Raw genomic sequence first — 21,413 nt, 5'->3', positions numbered from 1 at the left:
GGACGTTGTCGATGGATATGCCCAAGGGCCCGATTTCTTCAGCAGTCGATTCAGGTGCCTACACCGACCTCAATCGCCTGAACTCGTTGAAAACCGGTGATGTGAACAGCGATGCCAACCTGAAAAAGGTTGCGCAGGAGTTCGAGTCGCTGTTCGTCAGTCAGATGCTCAAGGCGATGCGTTCTGCCAACGAAGTGCTGGCCAAGGACAACCCGATGAATACTGCCGCAACCCGGCAGTATCAGGACATGTATGACCAGCAGCTCTCTGTGACGTTATCCGGTCGCGGTAACGGTATCGGGCTGCAGGATGTGCTGATGCGTCAGTTGTCCAAGACTCGCAACATGCACACGGCTGCAACTGCTGATGCGGCAAAGGGCGATGCTTCGACTGCTGCGAACGGTCTGGCTGCCAGCGTTCAGCAGCGGCCGTTGTGGGCAACCCGTTCGGCGGCGAGTGACAAGTCCGCCGTTGTCGCCGAAGGGCGCAACGATATGGCTGCACTCAATTCCCGGCGTCTGGCGTTGCCGAGCAAGCTCACTGATCGGCTGCTGGCGGGCATCGTGCCATCTGGCGCTACCGAGTTGTCGCCTGTTGCCCGCCCTAATGTGGCGAGCAAAAGCAGCGGCAACGGCGACTGGACAATGGACCCGAACCTGGCTCCAGCGACACCGCAATACGTGCGCAGCATGGCTCAACCGCCACTGGCTCCGGCCAAGCGCGCGTTCGGTAATTCTGACGAGTTCATGGCGACCATGTTGCCACTGGCCAAGGACGCTGCTGCGCGCATCGGCGTGGATCCGGCGATATTGGTGGCGCAGGCTGCGCTGGAAACCGGCTGGGGCAAATCGATCATGCGTCAGCAAGACGGTAGCAGTAGCCACAACCTGTTTGGCATCAAAGCCACGGGTAGCTGGAACGGTGCGCAAGCCCGGGCAATTACCAGTGAGTTCCGTGACGGCAAGATGGTCAAGGAGACGGCGGACTTCCGTTCCTACGACTCCTTCGCAGACAGCTTCCATGACCTGGTAAGCCTGTTGCAGAACAACAATCGCTATAAAGAAGTGGTTAATTCTGCCGATAACCCGGAACAGTTTGTAAAAGAGTTGCAGAAGGCTGGATACGCTACGGATCCAGACTATGCCAGCAAGATTTCGCAGATTGCGAAACAGATGAAGAGTTACCAGAACTACGCCGCCGCTACGGGCTCTTCCACGACTTTATAAGGTTTTAATCATGTCGCTGCTTTCAATTGGGTTGTCCGGGATTAACGCGAGCAGTGCCGCGATCAATACCATCGGTAACAACACGGCTAACGTGGATACCGCGGGTTATTCGCGTCAGCAGGTGATGACCACTGCATCGGCACAGCGCAATATCGGTATCGGTGTTGGCTTTATCGGCACAGGCACGACCCTGTCCGATGTACGCCGCATCTACAACAGCTACCTTGATGCCCAATTGCAATCCAGTACTGCACTCAGCGCGGACGCGGTCGCCTATTCCGGGCAGGCCAGCAAGACCGATACTTTGTTGTCTGACAGCACGACTGGCGTGGCGGCGCAGTTGTCGAAGTTCTTCACTGACCTGCAAAGTGTCGGGACATACCCTACGCAGTCAGCGGAGCGTTCTTCGTTTCTGACTCAGGCCAATGCGCTGTCGGCGCGCTTCAACTCAGTGGCTGCGCAGCTGTCTTCGCAGAACGAAAACGTCAACGCGCAACTGAATACGTTCACGACTCAGGTCAACGAGTTGACCACGACCATTGCCAGCCTGAACAAACAGATTACCCAGGCGTCTGGCGGCAACACTTCGCCAAACAGTCTGCTCGACTCGCGCAATGAAGCGGTACGCCAACTCAGTGGCCTGGTGGGCGTTAAAGTCATTGAAACCAATGGCAACTACGACGTTTACACCGGTACCGGACAATCGCTGGTCAGCGGCTCGTCGGCCTACAAGATGTCGGCTACACCGAGTAAAGAAGACCCGCTGCAATACAACGTGCAGATTACCTATGGCAATACTGATACCGATGTCACGTCGGTGATCTCGGGCGGCTCGATCGGTGGTTTGCTGCGTTACCGTTCTGAAGTACTGACGCCTGCGACCAACGAGCTGGGCCGCGTCGCTATTGTCTTGTCCGATCAGATCAACAAGCAGTTGATGCAAGGCATCGACAGCAAAGGCAACTTCGGTACTGCGTTGTTCAACAGCATCAATGATGCTGCCCTGATCACCCAGCGCAGCACCGGTGCAACGACTAACAGCGCGGGTTCAGGCAACCTGAACGTGACGATTGGTAATGCCAGTGCGTTGACCGCTGACGATTACGAAGTGACCTTCACCGGTCCTACTGACAACGACTACCTGGTGCGCCGTTTGCCTACGGGTGAGTCTGTCGGTACGGGTTCGCTGACCGACAATCCTCCCAAGCAGTTCGAAGGCTTCAGCCTGAGCCTTAATGGCGCAGGGATGAAGCCGGGCGATGTGTTCAAAGTGACGCCTACGCGCAATGGCGCTTCGGGCCTGGCTGTGGCGCTGACCGATCCGAAAGACATCGCTGCTGCTGCGCCGCTGACGGCGACTGCGGGTGCGAGCAACTCCGGTACCGGTGGCTTCACTCAGCCTTCGATCACCAGCCCGGTTGATATCTACAATACGACGAAAATGACCGACTGGAAAAACGCCGTCCAGAGCAATACGCCGATGCGTCTTGTGATGGGTACGGTCACCAGTGGCGTTCAGAGTTACTCGTTGGTCAACGCTCAGGGCGCTCCTGTGCTGGATCAGAACGGTACGGCCATTACCGGCACGATCATCCCTGGCCAAAGCAACAACCTCAAGCTCAACGTGGGCTATACAGACAACAGCACCACTCCGGTTTCGCAGGCCGCACTGACCATTGAAATGTCGGTGTCCGGTACGCCGCAGCCCAATGACACTTTCAGCATTGCCATGACGGGCGGGGGCTCTTCGGATAACCGCAACGCTACGGCCGCAGTGGCCTTGCAGACCGCCAAAACGGTGGGTGTGAACAATGGCAACGTGGGCACCAGCCTGTCCGGTGCTTACGGTGATCTGGTGGCCACGGTGGGTACCCGGTCAAGTCAGGGTAAAAGTGATGTCACCGCTACCGCTGCCGTTCTGACCCAGGCCAAGTCCGCACGTGACTCTGTTTCGGGTGTGTCTCTGGACGAAGAAGCGGCCAACCTGATCAAGTATCAGCAGTACTACACCGCGTCGTCGCAAATCATCAAAGCAGCGCAATCCATTTTCACCACACTGCTCAACAGCCTTTAAGGAATCGTAAATCATGCGTATTTCTACTACTCAGTTTTACGAAGTCTCGACTCAGAACTATCAGCGTAACTATGCGAACGTTCTCAAGACTGGCGAAGAAGTCTCCAGCGGTGTGAAGCTCAATACCGCAAGCGATGACCCGGTGGGTGCTGCTCGCGTCCTGCAATTGTCCCAGCAGAACTCGATGCTGACGCAGTACAAGTCGAACATTAACGTTATCAACACAAATATCGACAACTCTGAAACGGCGCTGAGCAGCATCGGGTTGGCTATCCAGTCTGCTCGTGAGCTGATCATCAAGGCTGGCAACGGTTCGTACACTGACTCGGACCGTGTTTCCACCGCGGGTGAACTCAAGCAAATCCAAAGTCAGATTCTGGGCTTGATGAACACCCAGGACTCCAACGGTCAGTACATTTTCTCCGGCACCAAGTCGTCGACTCCGCCTTATTCGATGAACTCGGACGGGACGTATACCTACAACGGTGATCAGACGACCATCGACCTTGCTGTGGGTGATGGCCTCAAGCTGCCCAGTAATGTCACTGGCTTTGAGGCCTTCGAAAAGGCCGTCAACACCACCCGTGTGTCGTCTACCGTCAGTGCCGGTGCCAATGACGGCAAAGTAGGCCTGACCAGTGGCCTGGTGAAGTCGACCTCGGCTTACAACGACAGCTTCCAGGGCGGCGAGCCTTACACCTTGACGTTCACCAGTGCCAACACGTTCCAGATATTTGACAGCACCGGGAACGACAGAACCAGCGAAGTATCGACGACGGGTAACTTCGACTACAGCACGTTCGAGAACCAGACCTTCACGTTCCGCGGCGTGGAATTGAATCTGAACGTCAACCTGTCGGCTGCCGAAAAGGCCTCTGCGGGCGCTGCCGGTGGGGTGTTGACCGGTCGCAGTTTTGAGGTAGCGTCAACCCCGGACAGCGTGACTTCTATCCGCAACCCGGGCAATACATCGAGTACTGCCATCACCAAGTCAGTGGTGGGTTCGAGCGCTGCGGACAAGGCTGCTTTCAACACGTCATTCCCAAGCAGCGGCGCAACGCTGCGTTACTCCACTGCCAACGGCTATGAGCTGTACGCTTCGCCTTATGAGGCCGGCAAGACTCCGGTTGCAACTGGCGTGGTGACGGGCTCTACTGTCAAGGTGGCCGGTGTTGACTTCACTATTGCGGGTGGCCCGCCAAACGACGGTGATATTTTCATCATCGAGTCCGGTACGCACCAAACCGAGAACGTACTTAACACGTTGACCGCTGCTATCAACGCGATCAGCACGCCGTCCGACGGTAATCTGGTGGCGACCCAGGCACTGAATTCGGCATTGACCTCGGCGCTCGGCAACATCAGCAGCAGCGCTGAACAGGTAAGTACTGCAATCTCCGCTGGGGGCGCGCGCCAGAACGCTGCGATTGCACAAGGCACGACCAACGATATGCTGCTGGGTAACAATGAGGTCGAGTCAGGCAAAATCGTCAATACCGACACGGTCGAGGCGACTACCCGTCTGACCTTGCAGAAGACCATGCTGGAAGCATCGCAGATGGTGTTCACCCAGCTGTCCAAGTTGAACCTGTTCAGCCAGATCTAAACGCTGGCTACGAGCAATGACCGTTTTATTTTAGCGGTGAGGGAGCCAGGTGATAGCCTGACTCCCACCGCTCGTGAGTCTGCACAGTGAATTCAAATCCCCTCGTAAGTCTTGTTATTCCCGCCTTTAATCCCCGCTATTTCCGTGCAGCGTTGCAGAGTGCCCTGGCTCAGGTTTACGAGCCTCTGGAGATAATCGTCTGCGACGATTGTGCTTCAGACGAAATCAAAGGTATCTACGACGAACTGACAGAGTCCTCAGTCATCGCAACGCGCTACCTGAAAAACCCCCAACGGTTGGGTTTTCAGGGCAACTTGCTCAGGTGCCTGGACGAGGCAAGCGGCGAATACATCAAGTTCCTCTGTGATGATGATCGTCTGGACATCAATTGCATTGCGCGTCAGGCGCCTATGCTTGACCGCCTTGAAGATGTGCAACTGGTCGTGAGCCGTCGCCATCTGGTTGATGCTGAAGATTATATTTTGCCAGCGCGGATGGAGAACGTGGGCCTGGTGCCGTATGACGCTCTGTTCAAGGGCGAGGACATGCTGGCGATCCATGAAAAGACGCCACGCAATTATCTGGGTGGTTTCAGCGGCGCTTTGATGCGCACGGCAGATGTTCGTCAGTATTTACCTTCTCTGGCACAGCCGGGTCAGGGCTTTGTGGGGCTGCTTGATTTTGCCCTGTTCAACTGCCTGCTGCGGCGCGGCAATCTGGTCGCGCTGAACAGCACTGACAGTGTGGAGCGATTGCACCCCAAACGTATCAGTCAGCAACCGGAGTTGGTGAGCATCACCACAACCGAGTGGGGCTGGCTTAATGAAATGCTCAAGGTACGCAGCGGGGAACAGGCCCCTGCGTCGGGCTGGGTGCGCTTTGCTTCCCTGAAAAATGTCCTTGCTGACGCAGATTGGGAGTGGGATGAGGTTGGCCTCTACGGGCTGATGGCCTCTCGGCAAGGGATCATGAACAGCCGGGCGGGCAGCGATACTGATAGCTACGCTGAATTTTACGCGGCCTGGCTAGCCTGCCGAGTGTTCACGCCCTGGCAGAAAAAGTACCTCCCGCGCCGGGTTGCCAGTTGGGCATGGCAGCCAAGAATCGTACCGGTGATCATCGATCCGCATGGGGATTCGGATGCGCTGGACCTGACACTCAAAAGTATTGCCGACCAAGCGTATCGTGCTGAGTCCGTTGTCGTATTCACCGACGTTGTCAGTGCAATGGATACCCAGGTCTTGCGTTTGCCATTGCAGGCCAGTCTCGGCCAGCAACTCAATGATGTCTTGCCGTTACTGGAAAATGCTGACTGGATCTATCTGTTGCGCGCCGGAGACCGGCTGACAGAAGCTGCCCTGATGGTACTGGCTGAACGCATTGCGCAGAAACCGGGCCTGTTGTGTGTGTATAGCGATGAAGGCGCGTTGCATGAAGGTGACGAGTCTCAAGTACCGGTTTTCAAGCCCGACTTCAATCTGGACCTGATGCGTGGCTACCCCTATGTCGGGCGTACTCTGGCATTCGAACGACGTGCCTTGATGGATATGGCGGGTTTCGACGCTGTGCACGGCGAACTGGCACCCCATGACGTGATCTGGCGTATGGTGGAGAAGACAGGGCCTCAGACCATTGAGCACATTGCCGAGATTCAGGTTGAGTCGCGGCTGGCGCTGACTGACTGGCTGTCACTGCCTGAAGTCATTGAGCGCAGTGAACCGCTGGTAGCGGCGCATTTGCAGCGTTTGGGCATCAAGCACGCCATTCATCATGATCAGATGCCGCTGCTTAATCGCATTGAGTATGTGCACGACTTCAGTCCGCTTGTCTCGATCATTATCAGCACCAAGGACCAATTGGCCGCGTTAGAACGCTGCGTCGACAGTTTGCTCAGCAAGACCGCTTACGTAAATTATGAAGTCCTGATTGTCGACAAGGCCAGCGAAAGCCAGGAAGCCTGTGCCTGGTTTGCAGCCATGGGGGCGCTAGGGAGCGACAAACTGCGGATATTGCAGGCGCCCGATCCCGAGAACGATGCCGCCACGCTGAATTTTGCTGCGCGGCAGTCGCGCGGAGATTATCTGCTGTTGCTGAGCCCACACGCGGTGATCTTTGATGCTCACTGGCTGGACGGCTTGCTTAACCACGCGCAACGACCAGAAGTGGGTATCGCCGGGAGTCGTGTGCTCGACCCGCAAGGCGCGATCATTTACGCAGGTATGGTTCTGGGTATGAACGGGCTTGCGGGCAGGCCTTCGGTCGGTCAGCCCGCCATGTCTACCGGGTACATGCAGCGTTTGCAGCTTGCACAGAACTGGAGTGCCCTCAGCGGAAACTGTCTGATGGTACGAAAGGAAGTGTTCGACGCTGTCGGAGCGATGGATGAGTCGGTTTTCACTCAGGGCCTCAACGATCTCGATCTGTGCATGCGCGTCGGCCGTGATGGATACCTGATCGTCTGGACCCCGGCCTCTTCAGTCATGCTCATCGAGCCCGCCGCGTTGCCGCGTACGGAGTCATCGAGCGCACGATTGAAGCTGGAGCAACAGGAGTTCTACCTCCGTTGGCTGCCACGCATCGCTCGTGACCCTGCTTACAATCCAAATCTATGCTTGAACGAATCGTTGTCATTCAGTATCGAGCAGGGCTTGCGTGCTGGATGGAACCCATTCATCACGCGCAATTTGCCGTCCATTCTGGGCATGGCCGTCAACTCTTCGGCGGTAGGGCATTACCGGGTTAGTCATCCCCTGCAGGAGCTTCAAGCGGCAGGACGGGTGATAGGGCGAATGAGCTACGAGTCGCCGTCGATCATTGAAATCGAGCGCCAGTCGCCGGACGTTATCGTCTTCCAGGGGCGCTACACCGAGGCCAAGGTTCCAGATATCTACCAGGTCAAAACGTACTCCAGCGCAATGCGTATCTTCGAGCTGGATGATTACATTGCCGACGTTCCGGAAAAGAATGAACACCGGCGCAATATGCCGGACAACATTGGCGCCATGTTGCGCAAAGGGATCGCAGGGTGTGATCGGGTAGTGGTGTCGACTCATCCGTTGGCACAGGCATTGTCCAGCATGCACTCGGACATCCGCGTGGTTCCCAATATGCTGGCTACTCAGCTGTGGAGCACGCTTAAGAAGAGCCAGCGCCGCACCTCTGCGAAGCCTCGCGTCGGTTGGGGAGGAGGCACTAGTCACCGTGGGGATCTGGAGCTGATTGCCGACGTCGTTCGTGAACTGGCCGATGAAGTGGATTGGGTCTTCTTCGGTATGTGTCCGGACTTGCTCAGGCCTTATATCCACGAGTTTCATTCGGCGGTTGCTCTCAGCAATTATCCGGCGAAGCTAGCCAGCCTCAACCTTGATCTGGCCTTGGCACCGCTGGAATTTCACATCTTCAATGACTGTAAAAGTAACCTGCGGCTACTGGAATACGGCGCCTGCGGTTATCCGGTGATTTGCTCTGATACCGAAGCGTATCGCGGCCATTTGCCTGCGACCCGTATCACCACCAACAGCGCCCAGGAGTGGCTGCAAGCCATTCGCATGCACCTGTCTGATCCCGATGCCAGCTATCGTATGGGTGATGAATTGCAGGAGACAGTACTGCGCGACTTCATGTTGCGCGGGGATAACCTTCAATATTGGGCCAATGGCTGGCTGCCGGATTAACACCCACTATCGACTGGCCACGGCACCTTGGGTGCCGCAGCTACTATGTTTTCGCTTCAGCTTCGGCGCGGGATGAGAAGTCCCGGTTGAAGGTGCCATTGGTTCGCTATAGGAACGGCTATGCAAAGCAAAATCGGGAAGGAAGCTGCACCTTTGAACGCTCGTCTGACAGTGGTGTTGCTGGCTGAGGATCAGCCGGACTTCCTGCGTCGCGCGTTGAAGTACTACAGCAGTTTTGATTGCGCGGTGATCGTTCTGGACGCCTCACCTCACGCTGCGGCCGCTCATGACCAGGGGCACTCTTTTGAGTATGTCCACATCGCTGGTCTGGGTGGGGAGAGCTTGAGTAGCAAGATTGCCCAAGGCGTTAAAAGAGTCCGCACGCCGTTCATGGCATTTGCTCCCGTCGACAGTTTCCTGATCAGGGATGGGCTTGATTCGGCGGTGAGTTTTCTTGAGGCCAATGATGGATACAGCGCTTGTCAGGGCTATAGCCTGAGTTATCAGGCGCATGCGACCCACGTGGATTATTTCCGCCGGGACCGCAAAGTCGACGAGGATTACCCGTCCACGCTCGCTGGAGAGCGGGTGCAAGATTTTCTGGCGCAAAGCCTGTCGCTATTCAACGCGGTGACCCGTACTGACCTGGCGTTGAAGTGGTTTTGCGCGGTTCCTGCGAATACCCCAATGCATTGGCAGGAAGTGGGCCACATGAGCTATCTGGCGGCCGCAGCCAAGGTGCGTATCCTGCCGATACCCTACGCGTTGCATAGGGCTCAGGACAGGCAGCACCAGTTGAACTTCAGCAGTGCGTTGCAGGGGGCGCTTAGCCATGTTGACCCCAAGGCCCGTGCAGAGCGTGAGGCCTTCACTGATGTATTGTCGGGAATTGTCGGTGAAACCTCGGGTCTTTCGCGCGAGCTGATCCTCGATGCTTTCAAAGCGATGGCCGATACCTTGGCCCGTCGACCGTTTCAGGCTGCAGATAAAATTGTGAGCTCTGCGTGGGGCGTTGCTGCCGAGGCTCCTGATCCTCAGTTCGAGCCTCGACAGTTCATTGAAATGCCTTTTTATAATCAGTCGTTTTTTGACGAACTGGCTCGAATCGAGTTCCTGATCCACGCAATCCCGGCTGGCAACATCCAGCTAAAAGAGCTGGAAGGTTTACTGCTGAAGCAGGCGGAATTGACCAGCGTCCAGAACAACCCGGACGCTCAGCCGTTGCTAAGTCGCCTCTGGCAGGCTTACGGTCTATATGCTTTTAACTATGGAGTGCTTCAGCGCTTGCTTGATGCGTTGATCAAAGCGGCTGGTGAGGAAGAGGAAATTGAGGTGCTCACCAGCTGGGCTCAGAGACTGCAGGCATTGTCGTCTCAGGATAACGGCGAGCTGCTGCACGGAATGGAGTCTGGTCGTCTGCTGCGCTGGCTGGAGTCGCGCAGTCCAAAAGAGCCTGAGTTGAAAAAAATCAGCGCCAAACTCGCGAAAAATCCGAAAGGGTCGCAGATTTGCCTGCTGTTGCTTGATATGGACGCGGATGTCTTCAAGCTGCAAGCCACCTTCGACAGTTTGATCAATGGTCACTACCGATCTTTCAAAGTCGTGGTGTTCACCACGGGCGAATTGCCTTCGGTAACCACTGTCCAGAACACGCTGCATTTTGTGCGTGTCACTGAAAATAACTACGTCGACAAGATCAATCAGGTGGTCAAGCAATCAACGAGTGACTGGGTCATGCTGGCGCGAGCAGGGGAGCAGTTCACCACTGCCGGCCTGCTTCAGGCCAGTGTCGAGCTGGTAGACGCAGAGCAGTGTCGCGCAGTGGCCGTGGACGAAATTCATCGTCAGGCAGACGGGACTCTGGCTCATGCGCTGCGTCCGGGCTTCAACCTGGATTTGTTGCAAAGCGTGCCTGCGCTCATGGCTCGTCACTGGTTGGTGCGTCGTGAGCTTGTTGAGCAGATCGGCTACTCGCGTGAATTCTCCGAGGCTTTGGAGTTTGACCTGTTGCTGCGTCTGATAGAGGAGGGCGGCATGAGCGGGTTGGCGCACTTGAGCGAGCCAGTGCTGATCTGCGACGCCCCCGAGCTTAAAACCAATGACGATGAGCATAAGGCGCTGACTCGCCACCTTGGCAAACGTGGTTATCAGGCCGAGGTCAGTTCGGCACTGCCTGGCACTTACAAGATCGACTACCGTCACCAGCAGCGGCCGATGGTCTCTATTCTGATCGAGAGCCGGGATAATCTGCCGGAACTGCAACGTTGCCTGCTGAGCATCTTGCAGCGCACCCGGTATCCACGTTATGAAGTGTTGATCTGCGATAACAACAGCAGCTCGGCACCGCTTTCGGCGTGGCTCGATCAGCAGGAGCAGGCATCCAGTCGCGTACGAGTGTTCCGCAGCGACGAGCGCGTCAGTTCTGCAGTCCTGAACAACCTGGTCAGTCAGCAGGCCGCGGGTGAGTACCTCGTTTTGCTGGATGCGCAAAGCCAGATCGTCAACGTGGGCTGGATTGAGTCACTGCTTAATCAGGCTCAGCGTCCGGAAGTCGGTGTGGTGGGGGGCAGGTTGATCGACCCTGCGGGCACCATCACTCAGGCGGGTTTGATTCTGGGGCTCAATGGCGGAGTCGCCTCGGCGTTTGTCGGCGAGCCGAAAAGCGCCAGGGGCTACATGCAGCGTCTGGTGGTCGAGCAAAATTACTCAGCGGTGTCTTCGGCTTGCCTGATGATCGGTAAAGAGCTCTACGATGCGTTAGGTGGCCTTGATGAGTCTGCATTCGCAGAGCATCTGAGCGATGTTGACCTGTGCCTAAAAGCAGGCCAGGCCGGCTATCTGACCGTCTGGACGCCACATGTCCAGGTGGTTCATGACGGAGCGCTGAACGCTACACGTGAAGCGCAAGAAGCTTTGAAAGACAAATGGTCGACGCAGTTCGCTCAGGACGAGGCGTACAACAGTCACCTGAGCCTGAGCGGTTCTGGCTTCGGTTTGAAAGCTTTCTAAGGCGCGTCCTCCTGCTGATCCGGTGCGCAGTGTGCCGGATCAGTGTCCGTTTCTCTCGTCGTTGCGTTGACTGATTCACGGTCAGGTCGATGATCCGACTTTCATCCCGCCACCACTCCTGCAGCCGCCTTTTCTAGTGACCTGCGGGTCATAAAGTGCATCTTCACTGTATCGTGTGACGGGGATTGCCATGCGGCCGACTTGCTTAACGTGCCCATCGCCCTGAAAATGCACACAAATAACCTCTTTTGGTAGTGCCCTGATTTCTGTGGGACGAATATTGACCTGTTTACTAATCGGGAAACCCTGATGATTGGCATAAAAAGCATAGCGAGTTATGTGCCCACCGCTGGCGTGGATAACTACGCTCAAGGTGCCAAGTTCGATAAGGATGAGGATTTCATTCTTGGCAAGATCGGCTCAACCTTCCTGCCACGTAAAGACGCGGCACAGGAAACTTCTGACCTGTGCGTCGAAGCGGTCAACAAGCTGCTGGCCAACAATCCGCAACTCAGCCGTGAAAGTATTGATGTCCTTATCGTCGTCACCCAGAACGGCGATGAGGAAGGTCTGCCGCACACCGCAGCCATCGTGCAGGACAAGCTGGGCTTGTCGACCAATGTCGCAGCTTTTGATATCTCCTTGGGTTGTTCGGGTTATGTCTACGGTATCTACGCGATCAAAGGCTTCATGGAGGCCGCTGGCCTGAAGAATGGCCTGTTGGTAACCGCCGACCCCTACTCGAAGATCGTTGACCCCGAGGATCGAAACACCACCATGTTGTTTGGCGATGCCGCCACGGCGACCTGGATGGGTGAAGATGCCATCTGGAAACTGGGCAAAGCCAAGTTCGGCACGGACGGTTCCGGCGCGCCGCATTTAAAGGTCAGCAACGGTGTGTTCTTTATGAACGGTCGCCAGGTTTTTAACTTTGCCCTGCTGAAAGTGCCCGCGCATTTGCACGAGTTGCTGTCGGAGTCCGGCTTGCAGCCTGATGACATCGATGCGTTCTGCATTCACCAAGGCAGTGCGGCCATTGTCGATGCGGTGGCTCGTCGCTTTGAAGACAAGCCTGAAAAGTTTCTCAAGGACATGGTCGAGACGGGCAATACTGTTTCCTCCAGCATTCCGCTGCTGCTTGAAAAGCATGTGCTGGATTCGACCTGGACCCGTGTTGCGTTGAGTGGTTTTGGTGTAGGCCTGTCCTGGGGCTCGGCGATTATTTATAAAGGCTGAGTCAGCCTGTAGAAGTAGCTCGCGAGTGCTGCGAGGTGATGAAGGCGCTTTACAGTCAGCCTGAACTGCGAGCGCTCATAGCGAGAGGGTTGTTTGAGCTTTGATAGTAGGGCGCTTATGGGGCAATCCCGTAGGCGCTTTTTTGATTAAAAGCTAAAGTCTTTTCTGTTGGTTGTTCTGATAAGCGGCTAAAGACGTCTGAAGCCGAACAAATTGTTGGCGTCATTTCCTTGTGTGTCTCGCGCTAAGCCCTTGTTTTACGAGGGGTGGCCGTCTGCTAGTAATTTTTTTCAAAAAAATCCTCAAGCAAGTTGCTACCGCGACGATAACTATTACGAAGGTTCTCTAGGCACACCCGGCGCTTGCAGGGGCCGGAAGCCCGCAGTACTCAACCAACGAGGAATTCATCATGGCTTTAACAGTAAACACCAACGTTGCATCCTTGAACGTTCAAAAGAACCTTGGCAAGGCATCCGACGCTCTTTCGGTTTCGATGACTCGTCTGTCCTCCGGCCTGAAAATCAACAGCGCTAAAGACGACGCCGCCGGCCTGCAGATCGCTACCCGTATCACTTCGCAGATCCGCGGTCAGACAATGGCGATCAAAAACGCCAACGACGGTATCTCGATCGCTCAGACTGCTGAAGGCGCTCTGCAAGAGTCGACCAACATTCTGCAGCGTATGCGTGAACTGGCTGTTCAGTCCCGTAACGACAGCAACAGCGCAGACGACCGTGACGCTCTGAACAAAGAATTCACTCAGATGAGTGAAGAGCTGACCCGTATCGCCAACAGCACCAACCTGAACGGCAAGAACCTGATTGACGGTACTGCCAGCACCATGACTTTCCAGGTTGGCTCTAACAGCGGCGACTCGAACCAGATCTCCCTGACTCTGAGCGCAAGCTTCGACGCCAGCACCCTGGGTGTCGGTTCGGCAATCACCATCGTCGGTTCCGACAGCGATACTGCAGAAACCAACTTCTCTGCTGCAATCGCTGCAATCGACTCGGCTCTGTCGACCATCAACGCCACTCGTGCTGACCTCGGTGCTGCACAAAACCGTCTGACCAGCACCATCTCCAACCTGCAGAACATCAACGAAAACGCCAGTGCTGCACTGGGTCGCGTACAAGATACCGACTTCGCTGCTGAAACTGCTCAGTTGACCAAGCAACAAACTCTGCAACAGGCTTCTACTTCGGTTCTGGCTCAGGCCAACCAGCTGCCTTCCGCTGTACTGAAACTGCTTCAGTAATATCGGCATGAGCTTTAGCGGGGGAGTGCGTTTCGTACTCTCTCGCTTTTTTACTTTCAGAGGTTTTGGTTATGGATATGAATGTAAAGCTGAACCTGTCTTATCCTGCCGCTCAACCGGCACCGCAGTCTGTGGTTGTGGATAAACCGGTAGAGAAAACTTCAGTTGCAGGTGTTTCTGCTTCGGCTGAAAGTAAAGGTTCGCAGCAACAGGGGCAAACGCCCGATGACGAGCGTGTCAAGGCTGCGGCGGAGGACATTCAAAAGTTCTTCCAGTCGGTCAAGCGCAATCTCGAATTCTCGGTTGACGAATCCTCTGGCAAGGTTGTTGTCAAAGTTATCGCAAGTACATCCGGTGAAGTGATTCGACAGATTCCCAATGAGGAAGTGTTGAAACTCGCGGACAGCCTGAGTGACGCAGGCAGTTTGTTGTTCCGCGCCGAAGTCTGATAACTGGCACGAAATTTGTTGCAGGTTTGTTGAGTCAATCATGGGTCAAAAGGCCGGCAACACTCTCGAAGGGAGATGCACATGGCAAGTCCAATTAGTTCAACGATCGGCGTGGGTTCAGGGCTGAACATTGGCGATATTGTCAAGGTTCTGGTCGATTCCGATAAGGCTGCCAAGCAAAATCAGATCGATAAGCAGACGGCTAAAACGACGGGTTCCTTGTCGGCAGTTGCCAAGATCAAATCCGCTTTGACTGCATTTCAGGACTCGATGAAGGCCCTGAATAGCACCACTGCACCCGCATTTCTGGGTTATGCCGCTACCTCGTCCGCTGAGACAGTGGTTAAAGCAACCGCGAACAACACAGCAGTCAACGGCACTTACACCATTGGTGTTTCCAAATTGGCAACGGCTTCCAAAGTCGCTACCGCTGCATTGACGGCCGCTCAGACCAGTGCCATTCCGAGTGGTGATATAACCATCAGTCAGAATGGCACTAATCATAAAGTGACTCTCGAAGCCGGCGGGACGTTGGAAGATGCCCGTAACGCGATCAACAAGCAGCTGCAGACTGCGGGCATCAGCGCCAACATCATTACCGACGGTGACGGTTCGCGTCTGGTATTCAGCTCAACGACCACCGGCAAGGGCAGTGATATTTCGGTTGTCGGCAGCGGCAACGTTGGCACGCTGCTGGATATCGATGGCACGAAAACCATGTCGGACACCGCCGTGGGCGGTGTCAAGGGTGCTGGGGCCATTTCTGCAGTGGCCGGAGATGCCGAATTTACAGTCGACGGTCTTGCGATCACCAGTAAAAGCAACACCGTTTCCGGCGCTATTTCCGGCTTGAGCTTTGATCTGTTGACTGCTGGTAGCAATGGCGCTCAGGTTTTTTCGACCATTACTGTTGCGACTAACACCGATGGTTTGAAGACTTCGCTCAATACCTTCATGACTTCGTACAACACGTTGGTCAACCTGGTAGGTACGCTGACTAAAGGCACCACTGACTCAGAAGGTTTGTTTGTACCCGCTGAGTTGACCGGTGATTCAACCGCAGCCGGCATGCTCTCCGCTATCCGCGATCAGATCGCTACCGCCACCACCAATAGCGGTCTTGGTTCGTTGGCGCAGCTGGGTATCACCACCCAGAGCAACGGTACCCTGTCCATGGACAGCGCCAAGTTCAATGCGGCGATGAACGACAAGAAGATGGCAGGCCAGGTGCAGTCGCTGTTCTCGGGCGATACCGGATTGTTGGCAAGGATTGGTAAAGCCATTGACCCCTACGCCGCGACCGGTGGGATTCTGGCAACCAAGACTACCCAGTTGACCAAAACCCAGAATGACCTGACCAATCAGCAGGAGGCACTGAATCGTCGAATCGCCTCGCTGACTGATTCGTTGACGAAAAAGTACAATGCCATGGACCTGGTTGTTGCTCAGCTCAAGGCAACTGCGTCGAGCATTACCTCGATCTTTGAGGCCATGAACGCTCAGAAAAACGCTTCGTAAGTAAATGAAGCATCAGAAACCCGACTTCGTGTCGGGTTTTTGCTTTAGGCTAAAGTTTTTTGACCGGGCGTCGATAGCTTGGTTATGTGCATCCCGGAGTTGCTACGAGGTTATCTATGAATCCCATGCTAGCGTTGCGTCAATACCAGAAGATCGGTTCTCAGGCACAGACCTCTGAAGCCAGTCCTCATCGCCTTGTGCAAATGTTGATGGAAGGCGGTCTTGACCGCATTGCCCAGGCTAAAGGCGCGATGGCGCGCAGGGATATTGCGAGCAAAGGCATCTTCATCAGTAAGGCCATCGGGATTGTCGGTGGTTTGCGCGAAGGTCTGGACCTGGATAAAGATCCAACTGACGCACTGAGGAATCAGGATAACCTCTACCACTTCATGATGAAGCGTCTGGCGGAAGCCAACGTCAAGAATGATCCGAAAATGCTCGACGAAGTCGCAGGCTTGCTGATTACGGTCAAAGAGGGCTGGGACGCAATTGCTGATCAACAAAATCAATAAGAAGCTGTTGTACTGAGGATATTCACATGAGTGCTGCACTCAAGCGTATCGAAGAGACTCGCGAAGCGCTGGTTGGTGCTTTGGCTGAGCGCGATTGGGAAACCATTGGCAAGCTGGACCTGGCGTGTCGTGCCTGTGTCGAAGATGTTATTAGCGAAGATATGCCGAATGAGCCAGAGTTGCGTAACAACCTGGAAGAGTTATTGACGGTGTATCGGCAGCTGATTGACACTGCAACGGGTGAACGTCAGGCAATTGTCGACGAAATGACGCAAATCAGCCAAGCCAAAAATGCAGCAAAGGTTTACCATCTGTTTGATTCGTGACCGGTTGGTCAAAATAAGCTTTACGCCATAAATTTGACTGTTTACGGTATTTTGACTTAACTAGCGATGTTTACTATTTTCTGGTTCTCGGTATAAGCAGTGGCCGGGATACCAAGCTGCCCCATGTATGGGCATTGAGTTGACTAGGGAAGTTGCTATTGCATGTGGCGTGAAATCAAGATTCTCCTGATCGATGACGACAGCCAGCGCCGCCGTGATTTGGCGGTAATTCTGAATTTTCTTGGCGAAGAAAATCTTTCCTGCTCAAGCCAGGATTGGCAGCAGGTTGTCGGTTCTCTAACGTCCACTCGCGAAGTACTTTGCGTGCTTGTCGGCACCGTGAGTGCGCCGGGCAGCCTTCAAGGACTGCTTAAGACCGTCGCAGCATGGGATGAGTTCCTTCCTGTTTTGCTTTTGGGAGAAAATTCTTCTTCCGCTGAGCTCCCTGAAGATTTGCGCCGCCGCGTGCTCTCCACGCTGGAGATGCCTCCTAGCTACAGCAAGCTGCTGGATTCACTGCACCGGGCTCAGGTTTACCGCGAAATGTATGATCAAGCGCGTGAGCGTGGTCGTCATCGCGAACCTAATCTGTTCCGTAGCCTGGTGGGCACCAGTCGCGCCATTCAGCATGTCCGGCAGATGATGCAGCAAGTTGCCGATACCGACGCCAGTGTGTTGATCCTTGGTGAGTCGGGGACAGGCAAGGAAGTGGTTGCGCGCAACCTGCACTATCACTCCAAGCGTCGCGATGCGCCGTTTGTACCGGTCAATTGCGGGGCGATACCGGCAGAGCTACTCGAAAGCGAACTGTTCGGTCACGAGAAGGGCGCCTTCACCGGGGCTATCACCAGCCGTGCCGGGCGTTTTGAGCTGGCTAATGGCGGTACGTTGTTCCTGGATGAGATCGGCGACATGCCTCTGCCCATGCAGGTCAAGTTGTTGCGGGTTCTTCAGGAGCGCACGTTTGAGCGCGTCGGCAGCAACAAGACGCAAAGCGTGGACGTCCGGATTATCGCTGCCACCCACAAAAATCTCGAAACCATGATCGAGATTGGCAGTTTTCGTGAAGACCTTTACTACCGCTTGAACGTCTTCCCGATCGAAATGGCCCCGTTGCGTGAGCGCGTCGAAGACATTCCGCTGCTGATGAATGAATTGATCTCGCGCATGGAGCACGAGAAGCGCGGTTCGATCCGTTTCAATTCTGCGGCCATCATGTCGCTGTGTCGTCACGGCTGGCCGGGTAACGTTCGTGAGCTGGCCAATCTGGTCGAGCGTATGGCGATCATGCATCCCTATGGTGTGATTGGTGTCGCTGAGCTGCCGAAGAAATTCCGCTACGTCGACGACGAAGACGAGCAGATGGTTGAAGGTATACGCAGCGATCTCGAAGAGCGTGTTGCAATCAACGGCCACACGCCTAACTTCGCCAATAGCGCTGTTCTGCCGCCAGAAGGCCTGGACCTGAAAGATTATCTGGGTGGATTGGAACAAGGTCTGATTCAGCAGGCGCTGGATGATGCAAGCGGTATCGTGGCTCGTGCAGCAGAACGCCTGAGGATCCGTCGTACAACACTCGTCGAGAAAATGCGCAAGTACGGCATGAGTCGCCGTGAGGGCGATGAACAGGCGGATGATTGACGCATACATCGCCTGAATAAAGCCAAGCCCCTGAATTATCAGGGGCTTTTTTTTCGGCACGAGGATTGCTAAGTCTCCTGGAACATACCGTTTTTACTGACGGTTCGCCACGCGAGAGATTATCCATGTCCCAGGCCGCTCAGCAGATGTCTTCCGACCTAGCACTCCAGGTGCCGCCGTCCCTCGAGCTGGAAAGTCGTCAAGGGCTTGAACAGGCGTTCCAGCTGTTCAACCAGATGTCGTCGCAGCTGACAGATTCCTACAGCTTGCTGGAAGCAAGGGTTACAGAGCTCAAAGGCGAGCTGGCGGTGGTCAGTGCGCAGCGTATGCAGGAGCTTGCAGAAAAGGAGCGACTGGCGTTCCGGTTGCAGAATCTGCTCGACCTGCTACCTGGCGGCGTGATCGTGATCGATGCCATGGGTGTCGTGCGTGAAGCCAACCCTGCCGCGGTGGATCTGCTTGGACAACCCTTGGTGGGCGAACTCTGGCGGCATGTCATCAGCCGCTGCTTTGCGCCGCGTGAAGACGACGGCCATGAAATATCTCTCAAGGATGGGCGTCGCCTGTCCATTTCTACGCGTTCGCTGGATGCAGAACCCGGTCAGCTGGTTCTGCTCAATGACCTGACCGAAACCCGTCGTTTGCAGGGGCAACTGGCGCGCCATGAGCGCCTGTCGTCGTTGGGCCGAATGGTTGCTTCATTGGCACATCAGATCCGCACGCCACTGTCTGCCGCGCTGATCTATGCCAGCCATTTGACGGAGCAGCAGTTGCCGGTGGAAACCCAGCAACGTTTTGCCGGGCGGCTCAAGGAGCGCCTGCATGAATTGGAGCATCAGGTTCGCGACATGCTGGTCTTTGCTCGTGGCGAGTTGCCGTTGACTGACCGCATCACTCCGACTGAGTTGTTCCAGGCGCTGCAGTCTGCGGCGCAAACGCATACTCAGGGGCTGTCGGTGCGTTGGCAGTGCGACGGTGTTGAGGGGCAGCTCTTGTGCAACCGCGACACGCTGGTCGGGGCATTGCTCAATCTGGTGGAGAATGGCGTGCAGGCCAGTACCGGGCGTACTCGTCTGAAAGTCCACGCCTACGCACGTGGTGATGTTTTGCGGATTTGCGTCAGCGATAACGGCAGTGGCATCGACGCTGCCGCTTTGGCTCGCATCGGTGAGCCTTTCTTTACCACCAAGACCACGGGCACCGGTCTGGGTCTGGCGGTGGTGACGGCGGTGACCCGTGCGCATCAGGGCGGTGTGCGCTATCAATCCCGCGTCGGGCGCGGTACCTGTGCAATTGTCACACTGCCACTGGTTCCCGCTGGCACTGCGAAGGGAACTTGCTGATGGGTATCAAGGTATTGCTGGTCGAGGATGACCGCTCATTGCGAGAGGCGCTGGGCGATACCCTTGAGTTGGCCGGGCATCTTTATCACGCCGTCGCTTGCGCCGAAGACGCGCTGCTGGCTGCTGCTGATGAGTCTTTCAGCCTGGTGATCAGCGACGTCAATATGCCGGGAATGGACGGGCACCAATTACTGGCACTGCTGCGCGAGCGTCATCCGCAGTTGCCGGTCCTGTTGATGACGGCTCATGGCGCAGTGGAGCGGGCGGTGGATGCCATGCGTCATGGCGCAGCCGATTATCTGGTCAAACCGTTTGAGCCCAGGGTTTTGCTGGGGCTGGTTGAGCGTCATGCGTTGGGGCGTTTGGGGCCTGCGGGAAATGAGGGCCCTGTTGCAGTCGAGCCGGCCAGCGCGCAGTTGCTCAATCTGGCCAGTCGTGTGGCAAAAAGCGATTCGACCGTGTTGATTTCCGGTGAGTCCGGGACGGGCAAAGAAGTGCTGGCGCGTTTTATCCATCAGCACTCGCCGCGCGCGGATAAGCCATTTATCGCAATCAACTGCGCTGCGATTCCAGACAATATGCTTGAAGCCACCTTGTTTGGTCACGAGAAGGGCTCTTTCACAGGCGCTATTGCGGCTCAGGCGGGCAAGTTTGAACAGGCAGACGGCGGGACTATTCTGCTCGATGAGATTTCCGAAATGCCGCTGGGGCTGCAGGCCAAACTGCTTCGTGTTCTGCAGGAGCGGGAAGTGGAGCGGGTCGGCGGCAAGAAGACCATTACTCTGGATATCCGGGTTGTAGCCACCACGAACCGTGATCTCGCCGGTGAAGTTGCGGCCGGTCGTTTCCGTGAGGATTTGTTTTACCGCCTCTCGGTGTTCCCGCTTGCGTGGCAACCTCTGCGTCAAAGGACTGCCGATATTTTGCCGCTTGCCGAGCGTCTCTTGGCCAAGCACGCCAATAAAATGAAGCACGCGCCTGTCCGGCTGTCCGCGCAGGCGCAAGCGTGTCTGGTGGGCTATGCCTGGCCGGGCAATGTACGCGAGCTTGATAACGCTGTGCAGCGTGCGTTGATTCTGCAGCAGGGTGGCGTCATTCAGGCTGACGATTTTTGCCTGACGGGCCCGGTGGTTTATGCCGCTGCGCCGACGGGGTCGGCCGCCGGTTCGCTGACGGCTGCTGTCTCGCCCGGCACCGGGACGGCGCCATTGGAGTTGGCAGGTGCTGATTCGGCTGGAGCGCTGGGCGACGACCTGCGACGTCGAGAGTTTCAGATGATCATTGATACGTTGCGGGCCGAACGTGGCCGCCGCAAAGAGGCTGCTGAGCGCCTGGGTATCAGCCCCCGTACCTTGCGCTACAAATTGGCGCAGATGCGTGATGCGGGGATGGATGTAGAAGGTTATTTGTTTGCGACCTGATGTTTTGCCGACCGCTGCCGATACTGTATCTCCAGACTGCGTGGATTTGTCGCAGATTAATAAATCAGTGACTTGGCTGGCCTCAACTGAGTCCCGTAAATACTGATTCAGAGCAAGGTT

At 55.7% G+C, this 21,413-nt stretch carries 14 protein-coding genes; all 14 read left to right on the top strand.

The features are described from left to right. Positions 1 to 11: 11 nt before the first annotated feature. The 14 genes from flgJ (at position 12) to EE949_RS18820 (ending at position 21,293) form a co-directional block, all read left to right on the top strand. Positions 12 to 1,226 (top strand): flagellar assembly peptidoglycan hydrolase FlgJ, encoded by a 1,215-nt coding sequence (flgJ, locus tag EE949_RS18885; protein WP_122665682.1) that lies wholly within the window; start codon positions 12 to 14, stop codon positions 1,224 to 1,226. 10 nt (positions 1,227 to 1,236) lie between these two features. After that, positions 1,237 to 3,300, top strand: a complete 2,064-nt coding sequence (flgK, locus tag EE949_RS18880) for a flagellar hook-associated protein FlgK (RefSeq protein ID WP_122665681.1) — start codon at positions 1,237 to 1,239, stop codon at positions 3,298 to 3,300. A 13-nt stretch (positions 3,301 to 3,313) separates the two neighbouring features. Then, entirely contained in the window at positions 3,314 to 4,906 is a 1,593-nt protein-coding gene (locus EE949_RS18875) for a flagellar hook-associated protein 3 (RefSeq protein WP_122665680.1), read from the top strand. 86 nt (positions 4,907 to 4,992) lie between these two features. After that, positions 4,993 to 8,580, top strand: a complete 3,588-nt coding sequence (locus EE949_RS18870) for a glycosyltransferase (RefSeq protein ID WP_122665679.1) — start codon at positions 4,993 to 4,995, stop codon at positions 8,578 to 8,580. Positions 8,581 to 8,700: 120 nt separating this feature from the next. Further along, positions 8,701 to 11,589, top strand: a complete 2,889-nt coding sequence (locus tag EE949_RS18865; protein ID WP_122665678.1) for a TIGR00180 family glycosyltransferase — start codon at positions 8,701 to 8,703, stop codon at positions 11,587 to 11,589. Positions 11,590 to 11,898: 309 nt separating this feature from the next. Then, a complete protein-coding gene (locus EE949_RS18860) occupies positions 11,899 to 12,825 on the top strand; it encodes a ketoacyl-ACP synthase III (RefSeq protein WP_122665677.1) in 927 nt (308 codons plus the stop codon). A 409-nt stretch (positions 12,826 to 13,234) separates the two neighbouring features. Continuing rightward, the gene (locus tag EE949_RS18855; protein ID WP_087273184.1) at positions 13,235 to 14,083 is read left to right on the top strand and encodes a flagellin domain-containing protein; all 849 of its coding nucleotides are present in this window, start codon (positions 13,235 to 13,237) and stop codon (positions 14,081 to 14,083) included. Positions 14,084 to 14,154: 71 nt separating this feature from the next. Continuing rightward, entirely contained in the window at positions 14,155 to 14,532 is a 378-nt protein-coding gene (locus EE949_RS18850) for a flagellar protein FlaG (protein ID WP_122665676.1), read from the top strand. 81 nt (positions 14,533 to 14,613) lie between these two features. Beyond that, the gene (gene fliD, locus EE949_RS18845) at positions 14,614 to 16,050 is read left to right on the top strand and encodes a flagellar filament capping protein FliD (protein WP_122665675.1); all 1,437 of its coding nucleotides are present in this window, start codon (positions 14,614 to 14,616) and stop codon (positions 16,048 to 16,050) included. Between the two features lie 116 nt (positions 16,051 to 16,166). Continuing rightward, positions 16,167 to 16,562, top strand: a complete 396-nt coding sequence (gene fliS / locus EE949_RS18840) for a flagellar export chaperone FliS (protein WP_122665674.1) — start codon at positions 16,167 to 16,169, stop codon at positions 16,560 to 16,562. A gap of 26 nt (positions 16,563 to 16,588) precedes the next feature. Further along, positions 16,589 to 16,888 (top strand): flagellar protein FliT, encoded by a 300-nt coding sequence (locus EE949_RS18835; RefSeq protein WP_122665673.1) that lies wholly within the window; start codon positions 16,589 to 16,591, stop codon positions 16,886 to 16,888. 162 nt (positions 16,889 to 17,050) lie between these two features. After that, complete coding sequence (gene fleQ / locus EE949_RS18830) at positions 17,051 to 18,529, top strand: transcriptional regulator FleQ (RefSeq protein ID WP_122665672.1); 1,479 nt, start codon at positions 17,051 to 17,053, stop codon at positions 18,527 to 18,529. 125 nt (positions 18,530 to 18,654) lie between these two features. Next, positions 18,655 to 19,872 (top strand): ATP-binding protein, encoded by a 1,218-nt coding sequence (locus EE949_RS18825; RefSeq protein WP_122665671.1) that lies wholly within the window; start codon positions 18,655 to 18,657, stop codon positions 19,870 to 19,872. Then, positions 19,872 to 21,293: a sigma-54-dependent transcriptional regulator gene (locus EE949_RS18820; protein WP_122665670.1), complete on the top strand. Its 1,422-nt coding sequence runs from the start codon at positions 19,872 to 19,874 to the stop codon at positions 21,291 to 21,293. Before EE949_RS18825 ends, EE949_RS18820 begins: the two co-directional genes overlap by 1 nt. The last annotated feature ends 120 nt before the right edge of the window (positions 21,294 to 21,413 follow it).

It is taken from the genome of Pseudomonas viridiflava, from assembly GCF_900602065.1.
GTDB lineage: Bacteria > Pseudomonadota > Gammaproteobacteria > Pseudomonadales > Pseudomonadaceae > Aquipseudomonas.
This window is presented reverse-complemented; position numbering and strand designations above follow the sequence as displayed.

What these genes read in the sequence shown, in the direction of transcription:
- flgJ (WP_122665682.1), top strand. Translation starts at nt 12, where the DNA reads ATGGATATGCCCAAGGGCCCGATTTCTTCAGCAGTCGATTCAGGTGCC.
- flgK (WP_122665681.1), top strand. Translation starts at nt 1,237, where the DNA reads ATGTCGCTGCTTTCAATTGGGTTGTCCGGGATTAACGCGAGCAGTGCC.
- EE949_RS18875 (WP_122665680.1), top strand. Translation starts at nt 3,314, where the DNA reads ATGCGTATTTCTACTACTCAGTTTTACGAAGTCTCGACTCAGAACTAT.
- EE949_RS18865 (WP_122665678.1), top strand. Translation starts at nt 8,701, where the DNA reads ATGCAAAGCAAAATCGGGAAGGAAGCTGCACCTTTGAACGCTCGTCTG.
- EE949_RS18860 (WP_122665677.1), top strand. Translation starts at nt 11,899, where the DNA reads ATGATTGGCATAAAAAGCATAGCGAGTTATGTGCCCACCGCTGGCGTG.
- EE949_RS18855 (WP_087273184.1), top strand. Translation starts at nt 13,235, where the DNA reads ATGGCTTTAACAGTAAACACCAACGTTGCATCCTTGAACGTTCAAAAG.
- EE949_RS18850 (WP_122665676.1), top strand. Translation starts at nt 14,155, where the DNA reads ATGGATATGAATGTAAAGCTGAACCTGTCTTATCCTGCCGCTCAACCG.
- fliD (WP_122665675.1), top strand. Translation starts at nt 14,614, where the DNA reads ATGGCAAGTCCAATTAGTTCAACGATCGGCGTGGGTTCAGGGCTGAAC.
- fliS (WP_122665674.1), top strand. Translation starts at nt 16,167, where the DNA reads ATGAATCCCATGCTAGCGTTGCGTCAATACCAGAAGATCGGTTCTCAG.
- EE949_RS18835 (WP_122665673.1), top strand. Translation starts at nt 16,589, where the DNA reads ATGAGTGCTGCACTCAAGCGTATCGAAGAGACTCGCGAAGCGCTGGTT.
- fleQ (WP_122665672.1), top strand. Translation starts at nt 17,051, where the DNA reads ATGTGGCGTGAAATCAAGATTCTCCTGATCGATGACGACAGCCAGCGC.
- EE949_RS18825 (WP_122665671.1), top strand. Translation starts at nt 18,655, where the DNA reads ATGTCCCAGGCCGCTCAGCAGATGTCTTCCGACCTAGCACTCCAGGTG.
- EE949_RS18820 (WP_122665670.1), top strand. Translation starts at nt 19,872, where the DNA reads ATGGGTATCAAGGTATTGCTGGTCGAGGATGACCGCTCATTGCGAGAG.